At 30.9% G+C, this 23,675-nt stretch carries 19 protein-coding genes, 2 pseudogenes and 1 riboswitch; of the genes and pseudogenes, 7 read left to right on the top strand and 14 right to left on the bottom strand.

The window, feature by feature from the left end:
• Positions 1 to 29: 29 nt before the first annotated feature.
• From dapD to HMPREF2578_RS04405, 6 genes and pseudogenes are all read right to left on the bottom strand, one after another.
• Positions 30 to 749, bottom strand: a complete 720-nt coding sequence (dapD, locus tag HMPREF2578_RS04430) for a 2,3,4,5-tetrahydropyridine-2,6-dicarboxylate N-acetyltransferase (protein WP_002449858.1) — start codon at positions 747 to 749, stop codon at positions 30 to 32.
• A gap of 24 nt (positions 750 to 773) precedes the next feature.
• A complete protein-coding gene (gene dapB / locus HMPREF2578_RS04425) occupies positions 774 to 1,499 on the bottom strand; it encodes a 4-hydroxy-tetrahydrodipicolinate reductase (protein ID WP_017174707.1) in 726 nt (241 codons plus the stop codon).
• A 2-nt stretch (positions 1,500 to 1,501) separates the two neighbouring features.
• The gene (gene dapA / locus HMPREF2578_RS04420) at positions 1,502 to 2,383 is read right to left on the bottom strand and encodes a 4-hydroxy-tetrahydrodipicolinate synthase (protein ID WP_017174706.1); all 882 of its coding nucleotides are present in this window, start codon (positions 2,381 to 2,383) and stop codon (positions 1,502 to 1,504) included.
• Position 2,384: 1 nt separating this feature from the next.
• Entirely contained in the window at positions 2,385 to 3,374 is a 990-nt protein-coding gene (locus HMPREF2578_RS04415) for an aspartate-semialdehyde dehydrogenase (protein WP_017174705.1), read from the bottom strand.
• A 59-nt stretch (positions 3,375 to 3,433) separates the two neighbouring features.
• Positions 3,434 to 4,640, bottom strand: a pseudogene (locus HMPREF2578_RS04410) (aspartate kinase).
• A 77-nt stretch (positions 4,641 to 4,717) separates the two neighbouring features.
• A riboswitch (Lysine riboswitch) is annotated at positions 4,718 to 4,893 on the bottom strand.
• A gap of 272 nt (positions 4,894 to 5,165) precedes the next feature.
• Positions 5,166 to 6,770 (bottom strand): ABC-F family ATP-binding cassette domain-containing protein, encoded by a 1,605-nt coding sequence (locus HMPREF2578_RS04405; RefSeq protein ID WP_017174704.1) that lies wholly within the window; start codon positions 6,768 to 6,770, stop codon positions 5,166 to 5,168.
• A 148-nt stretch (positions 6,771 to 6,918) separates the two neighbouring features.
• On the opposite strand from HMPREF2578_RS04405, the gene cvfB reads away from it, so the two are divergent.
• The 6 genes from cvfB (at position 6,919) to phoU (ending at position 12,696) form a co-directional block, all read left to right on the top strand.
• Positions 6,919 to 7,815 carry an RNA-binding virulence regulatory protein CvfB gene (gene cvfB / locus HMPREF2578_RS04400; RefSeq protein ID WP_017174703.1) on the top strand — a complete coding sequence of 299 codons (897 nt, stop codon included), beginning with the start codon at positions 6,919 to 6,921 and terminating at the stop codon, positions 7,813 to 7,815.
• A 233-nt stretch (positions 7,816 to 8,048) separates the two neighbouring features.
• Positions 8,049 to 8,999 (top strand): PstS family phosphate ABC transporter substrate-binding protein, encoded by a 951-nt coding sequence (locus HMPREF2578_RS04395; RefSeq protein ID WP_017174702.1) that lies wholly within the window; start codon positions 8,049 to 8,051, stop codon positions 8,997 to 8,999.
• Positions 9,000 to 9,186: 187 nt separating this feature from the next.
• A complete protein-coding gene (gene pstC / locus HMPREF2578_RS04390; protein ID WP_017174701.1) occupies positions 9,187 to 10,113 on the top strand; it encodes a phosphate ABC transporter permease subunit PstC in 927 nt (308 codons plus the stop codon).
• A gap of 1 nt (position 10,114) precedes the next feature.
• Positions 10,115 to 11,035, top strand: coding sequence for a phosphate ABC transporter permease PstA (gene pstA, locus HMPREF2578_RS04385; RefSeq protein WP_037541016.1), 921 nt, complete (start codon positions 10,115 to 10,117; stop codon positions 11,033 to 11,035).
• A gap of 77 nt (positions 11,036 to 11,112) precedes the next feature.
• Positions 11,113 to 12,039: a phosphate ABC transporter ATP-binding protein PstB gene (pstB, locus tag HMPREF2578_RS04380; RefSeq protein ID WP_017174699.1), complete on the top strand. Its 927-nt coding sequence runs from the start codon at positions 11,113 to 11,115 to the stop codon at positions 12,037 to 12,039.
• A gap of 6 nt (positions 12,040 to 12,045) precedes the next feature.
• Positions 12,046 to 12,696 (top strand): phosphate signaling complex protein PhoU, encoded by a 651-nt coding sequence (gene phoU, locus HMPREF2578_RS04375; RefSeq protein WP_017174698.1) that lies wholly within the window; start codon positions 12,046 to 12,048, stop codon positions 12,694 to 12,696.
• A 99-nt stretch (positions 12,697 to 12,795) separates the two neighbouring features.
• On the opposite strand, the gene pepF is transcribed toward phoU, so the two are convergent.
• Positions 12,796 to 14,604 carry an oligoendopeptidase F gene (pepF, locus tag HMPREF2578_RS04370; RefSeq protein WP_017174697.1) on the bottom strand — a complete coding sequence of 603 codons (1,809 nt, stop codon included), beginning with the start codon at positions 14,602 to 14,604 and terminating at the stop codon, positions 12,796 to 12,798.
• A 167-nt stretch (positions 14,605 to 14,771) separates the two neighbouring features.
• On the opposite strand from pepF, the gene HMPREF2578_RS04365 reads away from it, so the two are divergent.
• Positions 14,772 to 15,116: a membrane protein gene (locus HMPREF2578_RS04365; protein WP_017174696.1), complete on the top strand. Its 345-nt coding sequence runs from the start codon at positions 14,772 to 14,774 to the stop codon at positions 15,114 to 15,116.
• Between the two features lie 78 nt (positions 15,117 to 15,194).
• Here the strand turns inward: HMPREF2578_RS04365 and HMPREF2578_RS04360 are convergent, their stop codons facing one another.
• The 7 genes and pseudogenes from HMPREF2578_RS04360 to trpC all read right to left on the bottom strand — a co-directional run bounded on the left by HMPREF2578_RS04360 (position 15,195) and on the right by trpC (position 23,675).
• Positions 15,195 to 16,208 (bottom strand): siderophore ABC transporter substrate-binding protein, encoded by a 1,014-nt coding sequence (locus tag HMPREF2578_RS04360; protein WP_017174695.1) that lies wholly within the window; start codon positions 16,206 to 16,208, stop codon positions 15,195 to 15,197.
• A 1,232-nt stretch (positions 16,209 to 17,440) separates the two neighbouring features.
• On the bottom strand, positions 17,441 to 18,700 hold the full coding sequence (locus HMPREF2578_RS04355; protein ID WP_017174694.1) for an aminoacyltransferase: 1,260 nt from the start codon (positions 18,698 to 18,700) through the stop codon (positions 17,441 to 17,443).
• A gap of 18 nt (positions 18,701 to 18,718) precedes the next feature.
• Positions 18,719 to 19,981, bottom strand: a complete 1,263-nt coding sequence (locus HMPREF2578_RS04350) for an aminoacyltransferase (protein ID WP_017174693.1) — start codon at positions 19,979 to 19,981, stop codon at positions 18,719 to 18,721.
• 346 nt (positions 19,982 to 20,327) lie between these two features.
• Positions 20,328 to 21,062 (bottom strand): tryptophan synthase subunit alpha, encoded by a 735-nt coding sequence (trpA, locus tag HMPREF2578_RS04345; RefSeq protein WP_017174692.1) that lies wholly within the window; start codon positions 21,060 to 21,062, stop codon positions 20,328 to 20,330.
• Complete coding sequence (gene trpB / locus HMPREF2578_RS04340; protein WP_017174691.1) at positions 21,055 to 22,269, bottom strand: tryptophan synthase subunit beta; 1,215 nt, start codon at positions 22,267 to 22,269, stop codon at positions 21,055 to 21,057. Before trpB ends, trpA begins: the two co-directional genes overlap by 8 nt.
• Positions 22,241 to 22,900: a phosphoribosylanthranilate isomerase gene (locus HMPREF2578_RS04335; RefSeq protein ID WP_017174690.1), complete on the bottom strand. Its 660-nt coding sequence runs from the start codon at positions 22,898 to 22,900 to the stop codon at positions 22,241 to 22,243. The genes trpB and HMPREF2578_RS04335 overlap by 29 nt, the downstream gene beginning before the upstream one ends.
• Positions 22,897 to 23,675: pseudogene (trpC, locus tag HMPREF2578_RS04330) on the bottom strand (indole-3-glycerol phosphate synthase TrpC). The gene HMPREF2578_RS04335 and the pseudogene trpC overlap by 4 nt, the downstream one beginning before the upstream one ends.

The following is a 23,675-nucleotide window of genomic DNA, read 5'->3' as shown; positions in this document are numbered from 1 at the left end:
CTTTAGCATTCAATTATTCAAGTTTGTCATTAATCATTTAATTTTCTTAACGCTGCAACGATTTCTCGTTTAGAGTCTTGAACTTCAGATGTTTGTTTAATGACTTTAGCAGGTGTACCAGCTACAACCGCACCAGCAGGAACATCTTGAGTCACGATAGCACCAGCAGCTACAATAGCGCCTTCGCCAACTCTTACACCTTCTAGAATAACTGCGTTTGCGCCAATTAATACATTATCTTCGATTACTACTGGAGAAGCACTAGGTGGCTCAATAACGCCCGCTAATACTGCACCGGCACCTACATGAACATTTTTACCTGTTGTCGCACGACCACCTAATGTTGCATTCATATCAATCATAGTACCTTCACCTACAACAGCGCCAATATTGATTGTTGCTCCCATCATCACAACGGCACCGTCTTCGATAATAGCTTGTTCACGAATGAATGAACCTGGTTCAATACGTGCATTTGTATTAGTTAAGTCTTTTAAAGGAATAGCAGAATTACGACGGTCCATTTCAATTTCTAAGTCAGTAATATGTGATTGATTGGTTTCATAAAATGTTTTCCAATCATCCGCTTCACAAAATATTACTTTTGAATCATCAGATCCGAATACTTTAAATGTATTAGGAAAAGTGACGTCATTGAATTGTCCATTTACGTATACTTTTAATGGTGTTGATTTTTTAGCATCACTAATATATTGAATAATTTCTTGTGCAGATAAGTGTTGTACCATAGTTTAGAGTCTCCTTAAGTTATTTTATAAGTTGTCAAATGTATAGAAACCATTTGATTTTGTGTTTAATTTTTCAGCAGCTGTAATTGCGCCATTTGCAAAAATGTCCTTAGATTGCGCTTTATGAGAAATGGTAATTGTTTCATCTGTGCCAGCAAATAAAACATCATGTTCGCCTACAATTGTACCGCCACGAACTGAATGAATACCGACTTCATCTTTTTCACGTTTTTCAGTTCGCTCATGTCGATCGTAAACAGGCGTTACATTTTCACGTAATTCTTTAATAACATCATAAAGTTTGACGAGTGTGCCACTTGGCGCATCCACTTTTTTATTATGATGAGCTTCAGTTAACTCAATATCATAATCTTGTAAAAGGGGAACAGCTGCTTCTAGAATTTTAGTTAATGCATGGACGCCATAACTCATATTTGCACTGAAGAAAACAGGCATACGTTCGCTTAATTGTTCTAATTTTTGAATCAGTTTTTCTTTTTCACCAGTAGTAGCAATCACTAAAGGTAATTCAAACTCTTCATCTAATAAAGGTAATAATAGATTAGGATTAGAGAAGTCGATCGCTACATCGGCTTCATTTTGTGCGTCTGCAATATGATGATAAGCTTTATATGGTGAATGTTGATGTTCTTCTGGCTCAATTGTACCAACAATCTCATGACCTTTTTCTTCTGCTAATCTGGCAACGCGTTGATTCATTGTGCCATATCCAATGAGTAAAATTTTCATTTTTATTCCTCCGTTTTAAATGCTTTATAAGCATTCACTAATACATTTGCTTTTTCTTTCTCTAGTGGTAATAAAGGTAATCTTAATTCATAATTTCCAAATCCTAAATGACTTGTTAGAGCTTTAATTGGAATAGGGTTGACATCAACTGAAAGTGCATCTAACAATTGACCTATCGGTTCAAAGTCTTTCTCAATTTCTTTCCCATTTTGTTTAGCATCATAAAGTGCTTGAAATTCTTTCGGAATAACGTTAGCAATGACAGAAATTACGCCATTACCTCCACGATTATAGAATTCTACGACATTATCATCATTACCACTGTAAAAAGCAAATTCATCTTGATGAATACGTTTTTTCACTTCTTCGTAATAGTTAAAGTCATTTGTAGCATCTTTAATAGCTACAATGTAATCATTATGACTTAATGTTTCGACTGTTTCAGGATCAATTGTCATATTCGTTCTTGAAGGTACATTATATAAAACAACAGGTAACTTAACTTCATTCGCGATGGTTTCAAAATGTTTAATTAAGCCACGTTGATTCGTTTTATTATAGTAAGGTGTGATTAACATAATACCATCTACACCTAATTCTTTAGCACGTAATGAAGCTTGAATAGATTTAGCTGTATTATTTGTACCAGTTCCAGCGATAATAGCCACTTGATGATTAACTTGTTTAATCACCGCTTGAAGTACTTTTTCTTTCTCTTCTTCTGTTAAAGTAGGGCTCTCTGCTGTAGTGCCGTTTACAATAATTGCTTTAACATTATTATCAAGTAAAAATTGAACATGTCGTTCTAATGCTTTATAGTCAACTTCATTATTAGTAAATGGAGTAGCAAGCGCTACACCTACACCTTCAAAAATATGTGCCATATTATCTAGCTCCTTTTAATTTAATGACTTGTTCTAACACTTGAACTGCATTTAAAGCTGCACCTTTAAGTAGGTTATCTGAAGTACACCAAACATGGAAAGTATTATCAAGTGAGTCATCACGACGAATTCTACCTACAAACACTTCATCTTTACCTGTTGAATTAATAGCTAAAGGATATTCATTATTTTCAGGATTGTCTACTAAAACAACACGATTATCGTTTTCAAATAAATCTTTAATTTCTTGAACTGTTGCCTCTTTATCAAGAGTAACATCAATTTCTACGCTATGACTATCTTGAACAGGTACACGTGCACATGTTGCAGTCACACGTAAGTCAGGTTGTCCTAAAATTTTTCGTGTTTCATCAATCATTTTTTGCTCTTCTTTTGTATATCCATCTTCTAAAAAAACATCAATATGTGGTAAAACATTATTATAAATAGGATGTGGATAAGCTTCTGGAGCTTTACCATTCGCACCTTCAGCTAAGTCTCTCTTACCTTTAACCCCTGAACCCGAAACTGCTTGATATGTTGTATAAGCTACACGTTTTAATCCAAAAGCATCGTATAAAACTTTAAGTGGCACGACCGACTGAATTGTTGAGCAGTTAGGATTAGCAATGATACCACGTTTAAATTCTGGTTGGTTAACTTCTGGTACAATTAAATCCACATCGTTTGTCATACGCCATTGACTTGAATTATCAATAACAATTGCTCCAGCTTTTTCGAAAATAGGGGCAAATTGTTTACTTGTTCCGCCACCTGCACTCATTAGCACGTAATCAAATTTTTCACTTGCTGCTTCTTCTGTAAGTTCTTGAACTGTATATGTTTTCCCTTGAAACTCAATTTCTTTACCTGCTGATCTTGCTGATGAGAATAATACCAACTCATCAAATTGGATATGTTTACGATCAATTGTTTCTAACATTTTTGTTCCGACTAATCCTGTTGCTCCAACTACTGCTAATCTTGTCATAAAAGAATCACTCCATTTAAATATTAATTGAATTTTGAATTACTTATTTTAACTTAAGTTTAAATATCAAAAGCATCGTATAGAACTTCAACCGCTTTATTTCCATTTTCTGCATCAATAACATAAGAAATACTAATTTCAGAAGTTGTTGTTTGATAAAATGGAATATTAGAATTAATTAACGTAATAAATGCTTTTGAAGCTACACCAGACATATCACGCATTCCTGAACCAATTAACGAAATTTTGACGTAAGCTTCATTAATTTTATAATCTAAAGCATCAAATGTTGTAGAAAGTTCCTCTAAGATACTTGAAATTTGTTGTACATCACTATCTTTAATAGAAAAAGATAGTTGTAAACCTTCAACATTTACGATTTGAGAAATCATATCCACATTAACTGAACCTTCATCTAAAGCAGTAAATAATTGAGTTAGAAGGCGATTATCTGGAAGAGGGTAACTAATTGTTACATGCATCATATGTGTATCTAATGCAACTCCAGTTACGGCTTTTTTTTTCTAATATTTCTGTTCTTGGCATAATCCATGTTCCTTTCACATTTGATAACGTTCTACCTAAATACAAGGGGATATCATAATTTTTAGCAAGTTCTACACTTCTTGTTTCTAACACACCAGCACCTAAAGCACTCATTTCCATCATTTCTTCATAAGACACATAATCTAAACGTTTTGCCTCACTCAAAATTCTTGGATCAGTAGCATAAACGCCATCAACATCAGTGTAAATTTCACAAGGGATTTGATTACTAGCTGCTAATGCAACAGCAGTCGTATCTGAACCACCACGACCAAGTGTAGTTAACTCTAATTCGTCGTTCACTCCTTGGAAACCTGCTACAACTAAAACATCCTTGTCTTTAAATTCCTTATTAAATGTTTCAGGATTAATTTCTGCAATTCGACTTTTTAAATGATGACCTACTGTTTTGATACCTGCTTGATATCCAGTCATAGCTCTAGCACTTACGCCAATATCATTTAATACCATCGACAAATAAGAAACTGTTTGTTGTTCACCAGTTGTTAATAATAGAGCAAGTTCTTCATCTTTTGGAGTTGTTGTAAGATGAGAAACATTTTCCATTAATTGATCTGTTGTTTTGCCCATAGCACTTACGACAACAATAAGTTGTTCACCGTCATCTACACGGCGTTTAAGCATTTCTGCAATATTTTTTATCTTTGTAAAATCGGCGACAGATGAACCACCGAACTTCAAAACACGTCGTTTCAAGATTTTACCTCCTAGAATTTAGGGGCACACGTCATAAAAAAGAGCAAGTTCGGAATGTGCGAACTTGCTCGTAATTTATATACAAGTGATGCACTCCATTATTAAATAATAATGACAAACTCTCAGCTCTTAACCACAAAGTCCAACGAACGCTTACTGCGGTTGCAATTCGTTTCGGCATCGCACCCTTTCTATATTAGCCGTGGCAGACAGTGTTCTAATATATACTAATGATTGATGCGCCTCATCAATTTCTTATTCAATTACTATGTTTTTAATTATACATAAGCACCTTTTAACTGTAAACCGATTATTGTGATTTTTTGAAATAAACTGAAAATTATTGAAGTAATATTACTGTTAAAGAAAAGAGATAGTAATAATAAGTAATTTGTATAAATAATAACAATAATTCGAAAATAATAGTATTTTATAAAAAAACTGTCGCTAAAGTTCGTTATTTAGCGACAGTGTTATGCATATTCTAAATTTTAAAAATAGAAGATGCTTTATTAAAATCCTATTATTTTAATTTTGTAACACACCAATTTCTTTTAGATATTCTTCATATGGCAATTCTTTAGATAAACTACCTGGTTGGTTTAAATCAATCACGCGATTAGCGATTGTGTTAATAAATTCAAAGTCATATGAAGTAAAGATAATTGATCCTTTGAATGAAGCTAATCCATCGTTAACAGCTGTAATGCTTTCTAAATCAAGATGGTTCGTTGGCTCATCAAGTAGTAAAACATTGGCACTTGAAAGCATCATTTTACTTAACATACAACGTACTTTCTCTCCACCTGATAATACACTTGCTTTTTTCTTAACTTCTTCACCGCTAAATAGCATACGTCCTAAGAAACCGCGTAAAAATGTTTCAGTTTGTTCATCTTCAGGAGCATATTGACGTAACCATTCAACTAAATTCATATCTACGCCTTCGAAGAAATCAGAATTATCTTTAGGGAAATAGCTTAATGAAGTTGTCACTCCCCATTTAAATGAACCTTCATCTGGTTCCATTTCACCAGCAAGTATTTTTAATAGGGTAGTTTTAGCAATTTCACTATCGCCAATTAAAATAGCTTTATCATTTGGATTCATAGTGAATGAAATATTATCTAAAACTTTTTCACCCTCAATTGTTTTTGAGATACCATCAACTACTAATAAATCATTACCAATTTCTCTTTCTGGGGTGAATTTCACATAAGGATAACGTCTTGAAGATGGTTGAATATCATCAAGTTCAATTTTTTCTAATTGCTTCTTACGACTTGTTGCTTGTTTTGATTTTGACGCATTCGCAGAGAAACGAGCAATGAAGTCTTGTAATTCTTTGATTTTTTCTTCTTTTTTCTTGTTTTGTTCTTGAGCCATTTTTTGAGCAAGTTGACTTGATTGATACCAAAAATCATAGTTACCAACATAGACTTTGATTTTACCAAAATCTAAATCTGCAATATGTGTACATACATTATTTAAGAAATGACGATCATGAGATACTACAATGACAGTATTTTCAAAGTTAATTAAGAAATCTTCTAACCAACTAATGGCAGGAATATCAAGACCATTGGTAGGCTCATCGAGTAATAAAACATCTGGATCTCCAAATAAACTTTGTGCCAATAATACTTTTACTTTTTGATTATTTTCTAACTCTGACATTTGCTTATCATGTAAATCTGGGGTAATACCAAGTCCTGATAGTAGGGAAGCTGCATCTGCTTCGGCATTCCATCCATTCATTTCAGCAAATTCACCTTCTAATTCAGCTGCACGAATGCCATCTTCATCACTGAAGTCAGGTTTCATATAAATTTCGTCTTTTTCTTTCATCACTTCAAATAGACGTTCATGTCCTTTTATAACTACATCTAATACACGTTCATCTTCATAAGCAAAGTGATCTTGTTTTAATACTGCTAAACGTTCATCTTTTCCAAGAGAAACATGACCCGTTTGTGAATCAATTTCTCCAGATAAGATTTTTAAGAAAGTAGATTTACCTGCACCATTCGCACCGATAAGTCCATAACAATTACCTTCAGTAAATTTAATATTTACATCTTCAAATAGTTTACGATCACCAAAACGTAAACTTACATCCGTAACTTGTAACATTCATTTACTCCTTTATTCATCGTTTATCTAACGCAAAAAATTATATCATATAATGTTCCTATATTCGACCTTATATCATTTATGCCAATGATACTTTATAAAACTCATGTTATAATACTTAGAAATAAACTGCTTAAAGGAGACAACTATGGCATTAGACAAAGATATCGTTGGTTCAATTGAATTTCTAGAAGTTCTTGGATTGGAAGGCTCTACTTATTTATTAAAAGGTCCAAATGGTGAACAAGTGAAGTTAAATCAGTCAGAAATCAATGAGGAAGATGAATTCGAAATTGGAGAAGAATACAGTTTCTTCATTTATCCAAACCGTTCAGGTGAATTATTTGCTACTCAAAATATGCCTGACATTACAAAAGATAAATATGATTTTGCAAAAGTATTAAAAACAGATAGAGATGGTGCAAGAGTAGATGTTGGTTTACCAAGAGAGGTGCTTATTCCATGGGAAGATTTACCTAAAGTTAAATCGTTATGGCCTCAATCAGGAGATTATGTATTAGTCACATTAAGAATCGATAGAAATCATCAAATGTTCGCACGTTTAGCTAGTGAAACAATTGTGGAAAAAATGTTTACACCTGTATCTAATGATGATATGCAAAATCAAGTATTAAAAGCAAGACCATATCGTTTATTACGTATCGGGACTTTTTTATTAACTGAGGATGGTTACAAAGTGTTTGTACATGAGTCTGAACGTAAACATGAGCCAAGATTAGGCGAAGCTGTAGAAGTACGTATTATCGGACATAATGAAAAAGGTGAATTGAACGGTTCATTCTTACCCCTCGCACATGAACGTTTAGATGAGGATGGTCAAGTTATCTTTGATTTGTTAGTAGAGTATGATGGAGAACTTCCATTTTGGGATAAATCAAGTCCGGAAGCAATTAAAGAAGTATTTAACATGAGTAAAGGTTCATTTAAACGTGCAATTGGTCATTTATATAAAAGAAAAATTATAAATATTGAAACTGGAAAAATCACATTAACTAAAAAAGGTAAAAGTCTTATTCAAGAATAATGAGTTCATGAAAATCGAGTTTCTTCCATATTATATAGATAGTTTAAAACCATTGAAAGGTCACACTTTCAGTGGTTTTTTTATGGATTTTATTTATATAAAACATAAGTTTTTTATAAATTAACAAAATATTTACAATTACTCTATTTTATATTAACAAAAGGTATGTAATATAAGCATTGTAAGAAATACATATAACATTTTGGGTTATCTATAATTAGGAGGATGTTTTAATGAAGAAATGGCAATTAGTTGGTACAACTGTTTTAGGTGCTACTGTTCTTTTAGGCGCATGTGGCGGTGGAAATAGTGGCGGCAGTGGTTCAGGAGATGGAAAAGACCTTAAAGGTTCTGCAAAAGGTGAAGGTTCATCTACTGTTGCTCCAATCGTTGAAAAATTAAATGAAAAATGGTCTAAAGATCATCCAAGCGCAACTATTTCATCTGGTCAAGCAGGTACTGGTGCTGGTTTTGAAAAATTCATCGCTGGTGAAACTGACTTCTCACAAGCTTCTAGACCTATCAAAGATGAAGAAAAACAAAAATTAGAAGACAAAAACATTAAATATAAAGAATTTAAAATTGCACAAGATGGTGTAACTGTTGCTGTTAATAAAGATAATGACTTTGTAAAAGAATTATCTAAAGATCAATTGAAAAAAATCTACAGTGGCGAAGCTAAAACTTGGAAAGATGTAGATTCTAGCTGGCCTAACAAAGAAATCAAAGCTTTCTCTCCAAACTCAAGTCATGGTACTTATGACTTCTGGGAAGAAGAAGTTATGGATAAACAAGATATCAAAGCTCAAAAAAATGGAGATACTAACGTTATCGTTCAATCAGTTGAGAAAAACAAAGAAAGTATTGGTTACTTCGGTTATAACTTCTATAAACAAAATAAAGATAAATTAAAAGAAGTTAAAATTAAAGGTGACGATGGTAAATCTGTAGAACCTACTAAAAAGACTATCCAAGATGGTTCTTATCCTTTAAGTAGACCATTATTCTTATATGTTAAAGAAAAATCATTAGAAGATAATGATGTTATGAGAGAATTCTTGAAATTCACTTTAGATGACAAAGGTAAATCAGCTGAAGATGCTGGATACGTTGCTTCACCAAGCAAAGTTTATAAAGATGAAATTAAAGAATTAGATAAATACAAAAAAGATTCTGACAAATAATAATCATTATTAATATAAAGGGCTGGGAATTAACAACTCATGTAACATTCATTTACATGAGTTGTTCAGGATATATACATGGGTGATTGTTAAAGTGTTTTAAATTAATTTGAACTCATTCGTTACCTGATAATTTCCTGCTCTTTTTTTAAAATCTATTGGGAGAAATAAAAAGAGAGGGTTATATATGGCTTCTAACACTAATGTTAGAGAGATGATAGCTAAAAATAACGCTAAAAAAGGTGGATTTTCTGATAAAATCGTGCCAATTATTTTAGGAATTATTGCTGCCATCTCTATTTTAACAACTATCGGTATATTATTTACATTAATCACTGAAACAATCACATTCTTTACACGTGTTTCAATTACTGAGTTTCTTTTTACTAAAGATTGGAATCCTACAAGTTCTGACCCTAAATATGGTATTTGGGCATTAATTCTTGGTACTTTAAAAATTACTTTCATTGGTACTTTAGTAGCTGTTCCTATCGGATTAGGCGCTGCAATCTACTTAAGTGAATATGCAAGCGATAAAGCAAGACGTATTATTAAACCTATTCTTGAAATCTTAGCTGGCATTCCAACTATCGTATTCGGTTTCTTTGCTTTAACTTTTGTAACACCTTTATTAAGAACATTTATACCTCAACTCGATAGTTTTAACTCTATCAGTCCTGGTATCGTGGTTGGAATAATGATTGTTCCAATTATTACAAGTATGAGTGAAGATGCAATGGCTTCTGTACCTAATAAAATGCGTGAAGGTGCTTTTGGTTTAGGTTCAACTAAATTTGAAGTTGCAACTAAAGTCGTATTACCAGCTGCCGCTTCTGGTGTAATTGCTTCAATTGTACTTGGTATTTCTCGTGCTATTGGTGAAACAATGATCGTATCATTAGCTGCAGGTAGTTCACCGACATCATCTTTAACATTAACAAGTTCTATTCAAACAATGACAGGTTATATTGTTGAAATTGCTACAGGTGATGCGACATTCGGTTCAGATATTTACTATAGTATTTATGCAGTTGGCTTCACATTATTCATTTTCACATTAATTATGAACTTAATTTCATACTGGATTTCTAAGCGTTATAGAGAGGAGTATTAATATGACAGCAACGACTGATCCAAGAGCTAAAGGTTTAGTTGACAAAAGTAAAGTCGAAAAAAACCTATCTAGTCGCGATAAAAAAAATAGTCTTAATAAATGGCTATTCTTTGCATGTATTGTATTTGCTTTAATCGTTCTTGCCGCATTACTGATTCAAACACTTGTAAAAGGTGTAGGACATTTAACACCTGAATTCTTTACAAGTTTCTCATCTTCAACACCATCACAAGCTGGGATTAAAGGCGCATTAGCTGGTACATTATGGTTAATGATTACTATCATCCCAATCTCTATTATCTTAGGTGTTGGTACAGCAATTTATCTTGAAGAATACGCACGCGATAATATGTTTACAAGTTTCGTTAAAATTTGTATTTCTAACTTAGCTGGTGTGCCTTCAATTGTATTTGGTTTATTAGGATTAACATTATTTGTACGTGGCGCTGGTATTGAATCATTATCTTTAGGAAATACTGTTATCGCTGCTGCTTTAACAATGTCATTACTTATCTTACCGATTATTATCGTTTCAAGCCAGGAAGCGATTCGTGCCGTACCTAATTCTGTAAGAGAAGCATCTTATGGTCTAGGTGGAAATAAATGGCAAACAATTAGAAAAGTGGTTTTACCCGCTGCTTTACCTGGTATTTTAACGGGATTTATTTTATCACTTTCACGTGCATTAGGTGAAACAGCACCATTAATCTTAATCGGTATTCCAACTATTTTCTTAGCAGTACCATCTGGTTTATTCTCAATGTTTACTGCTTTACCAACTCAAATTTATACTTGGGCTAAAATGCCACAAGCTGAATTCCAAAACGTGGCTTCAGCAGGTATTATCGTATTACTTGTTATCTTATTATTAATGAACGGTTTAGCAATTTTCTTACGTAATAAATTTTCTAGAAAATATTAAGCATTTTATTATTAAAGTTATTTGGGATAGAGAGAAAGATTTCTGCTTTCTCTCTTAAAATAAAAGGAGTTTTATATATGGCAAAAATCAACGTAGATGAAAAGAAAAAGAACATTGAACAACATACAAATGATGTTGTTGATCAACACTCAAATCACACTCATCCAACAAACGACAATCAGTCTCAAAAGACAACAATTGTAACAACTAATAGCGAAAATAAAAAAAATATTAAACCTGACAGTGAAAGAAAAGTAGTTTATTCAACTCAAAATTTAGATTTATGGTATGGTGAAAATCATGCTTTACAAAACATCAATTTAGATATCTTAGAAAATAATGTCACTGCTATTATCGGTCCTTCTGGTTGTGGTAAATCAACGTATATTAAAACATTAAATCGTATGGTTGAATTAGTACCATCAGTTAAAACTGCTGGTAAAATTTTATACAGAGAACAAAATATTTTTGATAACAACTATTCAAAAGAAAAATTAAGAACGAATGTAGGAATGGTATTCCAACAACCAAATCCATTTCCTAAATCAATTTATGATAATATTACTTATGGTCCAAAAATCCATGGTATTAAAGATAAAAAATTACTTGATGAAATTGTTGAAAAGTCATTACGTGGTGCTGCAATTTGGGATGAATTAAAAGACAGATTACATACAAATGCGTATGGATTATCTGGGGGACAACAACAACGTGTTTGTATTGCTAGATGTTTAGCAATTGAACCAGATGTTATTTTAATGGATGAACCTACATCAGCATTAGATCCTATCTCTACTTTAAGAGTTGAAGAACTGGTTCAAGAATTAAAAGAAAATTATTCTATCATTATGGTTACACACAACATGCAACAAGCTGCACGTGTTTCTGATAAAACAGCATTCTTCCTTAATGGTTATGTAAATGAATATGACGATACTGATAAAATCTTCTCTAATCCTTCAGACAAACAAACAGAAGATTATATTTCTGGTCGTTTTGGTTAATGCTTAATGAAAATTATTAGACAAAAATATGAAGGCCAATTGGACGATTTAATTAAAGAACTTCGTCGTCTTGGTCTTCGTGTTTATTCAAATGTTAACAATGCTATTGAATCATTAAGTGAAGATGATAGAAACTTTGCTAGACACGTCATTGAAAAAGATAAAGAAATTAACAAATTTGATTATGACATTAACGAACAAGTAATCATGTTAATTACGAAACAACAACCAATTGCTACTGATTTAAGAATGATGATGGCAGCTTTAAAAATTTCTACTGATTTTGAAAGAATGGGGGATAATGCTGCAAATATCGCTCATATTCGACTAAGAGTAAAAATTACAGATCATTATGTCTTAACACGTTTAAAAACAATGGGTAAACTTGCATTATTAATGTTAGAAGACTTAAATACTGCTGTTAAAAGTGAAGATTTAACATTGATTAAAGAAATTATCGAACGTGATAAAGATATTGATGATTTATACGTGAATATTGTTAACACAACTTATCTAATTGATAATGATCCATTTGTAGCTGGTCAAGCGCATTTAGCTGCACGTAACTTAGAAAGAGTAGGGGATCATGTAAGAAATATAGCAGAAAGTATTTATTATTACTTTACTGGTGAACATTTTGATAAATATGATCGTTAAACTACTTTATCGTTGATAGTTTTATTCAAACTAAAAAAATCAAAGTAAAGGAGTGAGACACGATTCATTTTGAATCGTGTCTCACTCCTTTATAATATATTAATTATGTTCAATTTCATTTGTAAGTGTTTCTACTTCATCTACTAATTCTGAAATATACGCAATAGTAGATTTAAGTGGGGCATTTGTTGTTATATCAACGCCTGCTACTTTTGCAAGTTCAACTGGATTTTTACTTCCTCCAGCTTTTAACGTTTCTAACCATGCATCGACTGCTTTTTGTCCTTCTTTTTTAATTTTTTGAGAGACCACTGTGCCAATAGTTAATCCAGCTGAATACGTATATGAATATAATCCCATATAATAATGTGGTTGTCTCATCCACGTTAATTCCATTCCATCAGTAAGTTCAACCGCATCACCAAAGAATTGTTCATAAACGTTTCTCATTAACTTATTAAGAACGGGTGCTGTTAAAGATTCACCGTTATCAACTTTTTTGTATACTTCTCTTTGATATGCTGCTTCCAGTAAATGCGTGACCATATTATGATAATATGTGCGAGATATAATTGAGCCAATCACCCATCGTTTAAACCGTGCATCATTACTATTACTAAATAAGTAGTTTGCCATCAGCATTTCATTCATTGTAGAAGGTGCTTCTACAAAATACATAGATGCTTCTGAATCTAATAAATGTTGATGTTTTTGTGACAATGTAAAATGACCAGCGTGACCCAATTCATGCGCTAATACGAAAGTTTCTGCCATTTTACCTGTCCATGAAATAAATACATATGAATGCGTAAAATAAGGGCTAGCACAATACGCACCAGTATCTTTACCTTTATTTTGAGCAAAATCAATCCATTGATGATTATAAGCATTATCAACCATTTTAATATAGTCATCGCCTAAAACACCTAAAGCACCGTGAATATATTGTTTTGAGTCTTCTATTGAAATATCTGGTTCATAACTAGGATCAACTGATATTTTTAAATCTTCAAATCGCATTTTATCTAAGTTATGAATTCTTTGCAGTATTTTAGCATATTTTTGCATCACAGGTGCTAAATCACTCATGATGACATCAATTTGTCTATCATACATTTCACGTGTAACTTCTTGTTCTTGTAGTAAATAATCTATAACAGAATCATAGCCTCTTAAATTAGCCTCAATTTTTTCTTGTTGTACATGTTGATTATATGTTGCAGCTGTTGTGTGTTGATATTTACGCAATGCATTACTAAAAGCTTCGAAACTTTTACGTCTAAACTCTGGATCTGAACTGTCTTCATACTCATTTTCAAAAGTTGCATAATCTAAAGGATACATTTCATGATTATGTTCAAACGATTCAAACGCAATATCAAGCATTTTAGTTGTTCCATAGAGTTCATAAGCACTTTGAAAAGTAGGCGACAAACTGGCAAGCACTTCTTCAACTTCTGAAGATAATTGATAAGGTTTACGTTTTATTAATTTTTCTAGATAATGAGGACTATTGAACTGCTCTTTTAGCTCTTTTAATTTATCATCAGAGAGTATCATTATTTCAGATTCAACAAATGATAATAAACTAGATATCTTACCATAAGATGTTGATAGTTTGGCATTTAATGTTTGCGCTAATTCATTTGTAGTATCAACACTTAATCTAAGTTCAGCATAATTACCTAATCGATCAAATTGTATAAGTAAGTCTTCATATTCTTTAAGTGCATCTAGAATAATTTTAGTTTCTGATAAATTATTTTTATATTTTTGATTAAATTGAGCGGATTTCTCTAATACATCATTTAAAGTATTATAAAATGCTTCATCATTCGTAAATAAATCTTCTAAATTCCATTTTTCATTATCTGGAACATGTTTTCTGAGTGGTAAGCCTGTGTTCATTTTATTCACTCCTAAATAGTTATTCTCATATATATTATACATAATATTATTTGTAAACTCAGTTTTAAGCCTTTAGTCTGAGTCATTTTAATAATTAAGAAGGTATAATTATTTATAAAAGTATTGTATATTACATATTATAAAATATAAAAGTTGAGGCGTTTTTTATGACGATATTTGATATGCCAAATTATCTTTGGATCACAATCCTAGCAATGATGGTATTAACTGTCTTTTGTACATTGGTACTGAAAAAATGGTTTTCAGCAGCAGTAATTACCTTCGTTGTTTTAGCAGTATTAGCTTTCTTTATTCCTAATTTTTATAATATAACGTTCCAGCCTTTATTAGGCTATGCCGCTTTTCTTGCCATTATCAGTTTAATGATTAGTTTCCTTTTATGGTATTTTACAAGAGGATGGCGCCGAGAACGTAAAGAAAAGCAATTGGAAAAAGAGATGAAAAAATATGATAACGACGAGTACATGTATCGTCGTCGTGATAGAAGATAAATATAAGGGAGTAGGATAGAATTCATTTTGAATTCGTTATCCCACTCCCATTTATATTTTTAATAGTGTATAAAAGGATTATTTTTTAAAGGCTTTTTCAATTTTGTTTAATTGATGAATAGTTGTTTCAATGCCACCTTCACTAAAATACCAAGCATTAGCTTCAAATTGATAGACTTGGTGATTTTTTATTGCTTTCATATCTTTTATCACTTGATTATTCAAAGCAGAAGGTAACGTTTTGTCATCCGCATTTTTAGTTCGATTAATTACAAACAATTTATCAGGATTAATTTTATTTAAATACTCATTAGTAACTATATTACCAGCTGAATTTGCTTTCATTTTAGGATCAGCGTGGTTAATTCCTAAATCTTTATTTAAGAAGCCTCCAAATCTACCAGTTGGTCCGAAGGCACTAATGCCTTTATCATCAACATTTAAAAGTAATACGGTATCTTTATTAATTACTTTTTTAGCCTCTTTCACTTCTTCACTTAATTTATGATTAAGTGCTTTTGCTTTTTCTTCTTTTTTGAAAATTTTACCAAACAATGTCGTATGTTCTTTAATTGATGAAATATAATTATCATTATCGGGACTAACAAATAAAATCTTAGCATTAGGCGCCGCTTTTTTCATTTCATCTATTGTTTTCGTATGTGCTTGTCTAAATGAAGCAAAGATAACATTAGGTTTTGATTTAGCTAATTCATCATAATTAGGTCTTCCTGGATTGCCTAGATTTGTATATTTACTGTTTTTAAATTCCGAAAGGGAAGAAGGCAAAAATGAAGCACCTTGTCCTTTAGCAATAGAAACTATTTTGTCTTGAAGTCCCATTTGCTGCATAATATCTAACGCGCCATAATCTAGTACTGCTACACGTTTCGGATTAACTGGTACTTTAACTGTTTCTGTTTTATTTTTGCCTCTACTATGTGTATGATTCTTATCCTTAAATTCATATGTATTTTTTACTGTAATGGTATCTTTACTAGATGAAGAATTTGAATCCGATTGCTTATCACATGCTGATAAGATTAAAATAACTGATAAAATTAATAGAATATATTTAAATGATTTTTGCATTTTCTAACCTCCTAGAAAGTATTATAATAGAAAATGATAATCATTATCAATTAAATATTTACATTTTATTATCTTATTTTACCTAAAATATTACATATTCCTTTTATATTGTTGGTGATTTCTTTAACATGTATATTAGACTTAAAATAAGTAGCCTTATTGACTTATTTGATGATTTTAAAAGGGGTATGTTGCTCATAATACTGGAAAGGTATATTTAGTAAAATCGTGTTAATAGACGAGACGATAGTCAAACTTATAAGAATGGATCACTTTTTATGATATTAAAGTCTTTCTTTGAAATAATTGTTATTAGAAATAATGGTTCCAATATCACCGATAATCTTTAAATTGATAAGGTAGAACAAAAGATATAAATTATTTATCTGCAAATTCATATGGTATCTTGCATTATGTAAACTAGCTAAGCATTCAATAATTGATTCATTACTATATTAATTATCAAAATAAATTATGTCACAAATATCGAACACTAAATTCATATTAGTATTTTCTACATTATATATAATACATATAATGTAGTTGATTTTTATCATAACAAATTATAACTAAGTCAATCATTTTAGATAGATCAATGTTAACCAAAGAATGATAACTAAAATATATCATTGAAGTGTCATTAAAATAGAATAGGTCCCCTGATCGTTATATATACAACTTCCTATAATATATATTATGTAAACTAAATTGTCGAAATCTGTATTTTTATATGAATATCTTCAATTTAAGCTTTTTAACACAATACAGATTATTTAAAGTTTTAATATATACCTTAACTCGTTTACATATGCCCATGCATTCTAATTTTAGTAGTATTTATTTAAAGTTATTTTTTCTACAGTTCGGTAATCATTATCTAAAGTATTGAATCATGGATATTGGCATTACGATTCATACAATCGTTCTTAATTATTTCTCAAAACAATCTAAAGCGGAATGATTCCAATTAGATTAGTTATTTAATGATATCATAACTATGTATTTATTATTCAAATTATAAAACACTATAAATTTCATTTATTATAAAATATTAAAAATAAATTTCTTTTGGTGTATCATTGATAAAAATAATTGATATGCTATTATTAATTTGTAGGATGCAACTTGTATTTACAACTTAGAATTTACCTACACTATTTATAATTAGTCTCTATCACTAATTATAAAAAAGCATACTGGCAAGATTGCCAATATGCTTTTTATTCTAATTGTTATTTTTTAATCTTCTTACGTATACGATTCAATGTTTTAAATAGCCAATATTTAGGTTTATTAATTGGTTTATAGAAATCCCCAATTAACTCCTCGATATACACATTAAACCCTCTTTTAAAGCGATAAACACCATAATCTTCACTATTTTCAGTAAAATCACCAGATAAACCATAAAAATTATATCGATCATATCCATGATCAAAGCAATAATTCATCATGAACCAATGCATCATATATGGTCCCATATAATTATTGTATTTTTCTGATGAGCCACCTGAGAAATAATTTACTTCATAAGCATTTGCAAAGTATACTCCAGAAGCTAAGTTTAAAATTTGTCCATCAGTTTGACGTAATTCACTTGCATGTAAGAGTTCTTTTTGGTCGTGTTCTATTTGTTTATCTAATTCAGCAATTTTTTTTAGCTGTTTGTCACTTTTATTTTCTTTAGACATCATTTGATCACGACGCGTTTCTTTATCATTTAAAGAGGTTTGCAATGATTTAATATAGTCATCTAAATCAATATATGCTAATGGCACTAATGCTTTATCGCCGTATGTATCTATAAAATTATAAAAATATTCATCTGTTTTTGATACAAAACCAGTACGTGCTTCTGTTTCACGATACAAGTCTAAGAAAATATTTAGTTCATCTCTTTTAAGAAATCTTACTTTTACTCCATAGTTTATCGCTTTATTTATATTTCTTTTACGTTGACTATCAAACTGCTTTTTCAATGATGCAGGTGTTTCACCTTTTAGATAATTTACGCCCATCCATCTCACTTGACTAGAGCGATCATATTTCGTAGTGAAACCATGATGTTCGTAACCATGTGATTTAAATAAATTAACTAAAGCATCATTTTTTTCGTGACCTTCTACCGAATTGATATCTTTATCGTAAATTTGATAAATCCAATATGGATCAAGTTTTACATATAAACATTGATGTTGGTGTAGGTATTTTTCTAATTCTCGTAGGTAAAAATCAACAAGACCTAAATCGGAATAATCCATCACTGGTCCACGATTTGAATAGTATACATAACTTCCCATAGTTGGAATTTTTGAGAAAAGACTTGCAGCAATCACTTTATTACTTTCATCTTTTACACCTAATAACACAACTTCAAATCCGTCATTTTCTCTAGTTTTTATATTTTCAGTAACTTGGAAGTAATGACTCTCTAATGATGGATTTTGTACGAAGGTTTCATATTCTTTAACTGTTAACTCTGTAAATTTCATATTCGCACTATTCCCCTCTTAATTCAATCTTTTTTTAATTTTTTTAAGTATTGTATATAGTGAATACATTGGTTTATTTATAGGTTTAACGAAATCACCAACATATTCAATTACATCTGCATTAAATCCCTTTTTAAATTTCACAACACCTGCATCTTCAGCATCATCTGTAAAATGACCACTAATCCCATAAAAATTATAACGGTCAATGCCATGATCAATTGCATAATTAATCATAGTCCATTGAACTGCATAACTTCCAGCGAAGTGTCTATATTTATTTGACGTTCCACCTGCATAATATACAACTTCAAATGGATTAATAAAGAAGAATCCAGCAGATATTGGTAATTCGTTACCGTGTTCTAATTGAAGTTGTGTTGCTTCATCAATTTTTTGCTCATTTGCTTTTAATTGCTGTTCTAAATTTATTTTTTTATTTTGTGCTTTTTTGTTATCTGGTCGTTTTTCAATATCTTTTAGAGCTTTGTTTAAGTCTTTATTTAATGTCTGACGTTCTGCATGAAGTTCTTCAAGATATTCATCAAATTTTATATATGCGAGAGGTACTAATACTCTATCTTTAAAATGATCAAATCGATTATAGTAGAAACTATCCTCTCTATCAGAAAATTCTTTAGTCTCTGATGTATCTTCCATAAATGATCTGAAAATAGGTAATTCTTCTTTAGTAAGAAATCTTACTTTAACACCATTTTTTTGGACTTTTTTAGTATTTCTTTTTCGTAAACTATCCATTCCATTTAATACATCTTTAGCAGTTTTATCCTTTAAATTTAAAACTGAATGGAACCGAATTTGTAATATTGGATCAAATCCTGTTGTAAACCCTTCGTGTTGATATCCTAATTGCTTCATTTTATCAAAGAACCAATCATTCCCAGCATTCCCTGTAATATCACCATCATGATTACGATATTGATAAGGCAAATAAGGGTCTATACGTACGTATAAACAACGTTGCTGTTTTAAATATTTACTTAATTCGTTAAAGAAAAAGTGAACGAGCTCTTTGTTTTCATAATCAATGACTGGACCACGATTTGAATAAAAATATTTAAAAATTTTCATAACGGGTACAGCAGTTAGCATACAAGCAGCAATGACTTCATTATCTTTATTTTTAATTCCTACTAAATGAGTTTCAGTTTTCTCGGCAACTTTTAACTCATAATTTTCAGTCATTTGTGTAAAATGGCTATATGGCATTTTTTCAGTAAAATCGCCAAATTCTGTAGCTGTTAAATTTGTAAACTTCATTATCTCTATAACTCCTAATTTAGAATCTTTATTTAATTTGAGTTGACTAATTTTAAAATTTTAGCTTATGTATATGTTGTGAATACGCATCGGTCTAATCTCAATAAGTATACACTAGATAAGGTTAAAACTAAAATATAAACCTGTATATACTTCCAATTAACCTAAATGCTCTTAAATTCTTGGCTTCTTCTATCTTCTCCAAATAATAAGAGCTGAAAATCATTCTTTTTCAGCTCTTAAATTCATATCTAATTTCATTTTAAATCAATTAATACTACATTGCTACTAATTCTTAAGTATTTCATGCTATGAATACTCTAAATAATTTTTATTTTATACTATGCTAACCATTATCTAAAGTTTGTCTAATCTCCCTTAAGTATTCTCCTGTTTGACTTAAGTCATCATTTTGAAATCTTCGAACGATTTCACTTCCAATAACAACACCATCTACATCTTTTACCAAATCTTTTATATGGTCTGTAGTTCTTATTCCAAATCCTGCTACAACTGGGAGAGATGTAAAAGATTTAATCATTTTTATCTGGTCTTTAAGCTTTGGATGAAACGTTCCATCTTCTCCAGTAGTAGCATTCATCGTTACAGTATAGATAAATCCTTCGGCATGTTTTGCTATATTTTGTATACGATTTATATCTGTCGTCATTGCTATTAATGAAATTATTTTTACTACTCTATTATGATTTAATTGTTGTTTTAATTGTTCTATTAATTCAAATGGTAAATCTGGAATAATTACTCCATAAACACCAATATCATCGCATTTTTTAAAAAAGGCTTTTTCTCCATAACTTAAAATAACATTATAGTATGTCATTAGAACACATTTACAATTAATTTCATTTTGATGTTTATCTAACTCATCAAATATATAGTCGATTGTTATATGATCTTTAAGTGCTTCATGACCAGCTTTCATAATGATGGGTCCATCAGCTACAGGATCTGAAAATGGAACACCAATTTCTATAATATCTGCTCCACTTTTATCAAGTAATTTTACATTTTCTAAAAATTGTCTATTACCCATGATGTAAGGAATAAATAATTTACTCATTTTTATCCTCCTTTCTCTGTTGTATATATTGTTGAATCGTTTCCATATCTTTATCTCCGCGTCCAGATATTGTCACTACTAATATATCGTTTTGTTTCATTTTAGGTGCTAATTTTTCTACATAACTTAATGCATGTGCACTTTCTATAGCGGGGATAATACCTTCTATTTTGGTGAAGCGGACAAGTGCTTCCATTGCTTCTTCATCGCTAGCACATTCATAGGTTACTCTTCCAATATCATGATAATATGAATGTTCAGGTCCAATACCTGGATAATCTAATCCTGCTGAGATAGAATGTGCCAATTCAATTTGTCCATGTTCATCTTGGATTAAATACATTTTTGATCCATGAAGCACACCGGCCTTTCCTTTCCCTATCGCAAGTGCATGTTGATTAGTATCCTTACCTCTGCCAGCTGCCTCCACACCGTATAATTTCACATCATCTTCGATAAAAGGATAAAATGTTCCTATTGCATTAGAACCTCCTCCTACACAAGCAACTATTGCATCTGGCAAACGATGTTCTTTCTCTAATATTTGTGATTTTATTTCTTGACCAATTACACTCTGAAAATCTCTAACCATCGTTGGAAAAGGATCCGGCCCTAAAGCTGATCCTAATAAATAATGTGTATCTTCCACGTGACTTACCCAATACTGTAGCGCTTTATTAACTGCGTCAGATAAAGTTCCTTGACCTTCATCCACAGCTTCAACTTTAGCTCCTAATAATTCCATTCTAAATACATTAAGTTGTTGTCTTTTGATGTCTTCTCTTCCCATAAAAACAATCAGTTCCATATCAAATAATGCAGCCACTGTGGCACTTGCAACTCCATGTTGTCCAGCTCCCGTTTCTGCAACAAGTTTATTTTTGCCCATTCGTTTAGCGAGCAATGCTTGACCTATGGCATTATTGATTTTGTGGGCACCAGTATGATTTAAATCTTCTCTTTTTAAATAAATTTTAGCCCCACCTAATGTTTCTGTATATGATTTCGCATAAGTTAAGGGTGTTTCTCTCCCAACATAATCCTTTAAATAATATGCTATCTTTTGTTGGAATTTAGGATCATTTTTTGCTTTTTTATACGCTCTCTTTAATTCAATGATAGCTGGCATTAATGTTTCCGGTACATATTGTCCTCCATACTCACCAAAAAAACCTAGTTCATTTGCTTCCGTTTGTATCTGTTTCATATTCTAAGCTCCCTTTAACGTAATTTATAATTGTTTCCATTTTCAATTTATCCTTGCATTCATTTGTCTCTATACCACTGGATATATCATAGCCTTTATGTGATAAATTCAGCTTTTCAATCTGTTGAATAGCACTTATATTTATTCCTCCTGCAATAAGATAAGGAATGTCTTGGCTTACTGATTCTAATATTTTCCAATTAAACGTTTGACCAGTACCACCAAATTGAATTGAAGGGGTATCAATAATAAATAAATCTACCCATGGCTTATATTGATTCATATCTCTATTCAAGTTTTCTGTAGCCGGCAACGCTTTAATTATCTTAATATTCTTAAAATTTAATTTAACTTTTTGGATTAATTCAATTGTTTCATTACCATGAAATTGAATGCCGTTCACATTGGTTTGTTGCAACAATGTATTTAATTCTTTATATGTAGGATTCACAACAACTATAACTCGATGAATGTGCTTTGCTACAAATTGATTTAAATAGTTAATTTGTTCTATATTTAAATGACGTTTACTTTTTGGATAATGAATAAAACCTATCATATCTATGTCTAAGGAATTGGCTTTTAAAATATCACTTTTTGTTTTAAAACCACAAAATTTTAGTATATTCATTTCTCTTTATTTAGTTTTAATGAAGGTAATAACGATGATATATTATTACTATTCATTAAAGCTCCTCCCACAAGTAATCCATCTATGCCACTACTTACAATTTTTTTACATCATTTAAAGTTGTAATACCACTTTCAGAAATATAGTAATAACCTTCTTTTTTCATTTCCAAAATGTCATTAGTATGTTCTACTTTAGTAATAAATGTTTTTAAATCTCTATTATTTATACCAATGATTTTAGGTTTAATTTGATAAGCGCGTTCTAACTCTTCTTTGTTATGAACTTCAACTAAGACTTCTAAGTTTTGAGATATTGCATAATGATATAAAGACTGAAGTGTATCATTGGTTAAAATATTTACTATTAATAAAATAATAGAAGCTCCGGCTCTCTTAGCAAGATCAATTTGAAGCGGATCAATGATAAAATCCTTACATAATACTGGTAAATGTGTGAGTTGTGTTAACGTTTGTAGACGTTCAAAACTTCCTCCAAAATATTTTTCATCGGTTAAAATTGAAATAGCACTTGCTCCATGATTTTCATATTTAGCAATTTGATGCTCTAAGTTAATGTCCTTGAATGCTTTTACAGAAGGACTTTTAGATTTTATTTCTGCAATAATACTCAATGTTGATTCCCTTTTCAAAGTGGTTTCTAGAGCTGACTTATAAGATACATCAACTTTTTTAATATGTTTTATTTTATCTGTATAATACCCATCGTTTAGTAACTGTTTTTTATACTGTACAATCTCATCTAATATTGTCAA

The sequence above is a fragment of the Staphylococcus sp. HMSC072H03 genome, assembly GCF_001809305.1.
Classification (GTDB): domain Bacteria; phylum Bacillota; class Bacilli; order Staphylococcales; family Staphylococcaceae; genus Staphylococcus; species Staphylococcus hominis.
This window is presented reverse-complemented; position numbering and strand designations above follow the sequence as displayed.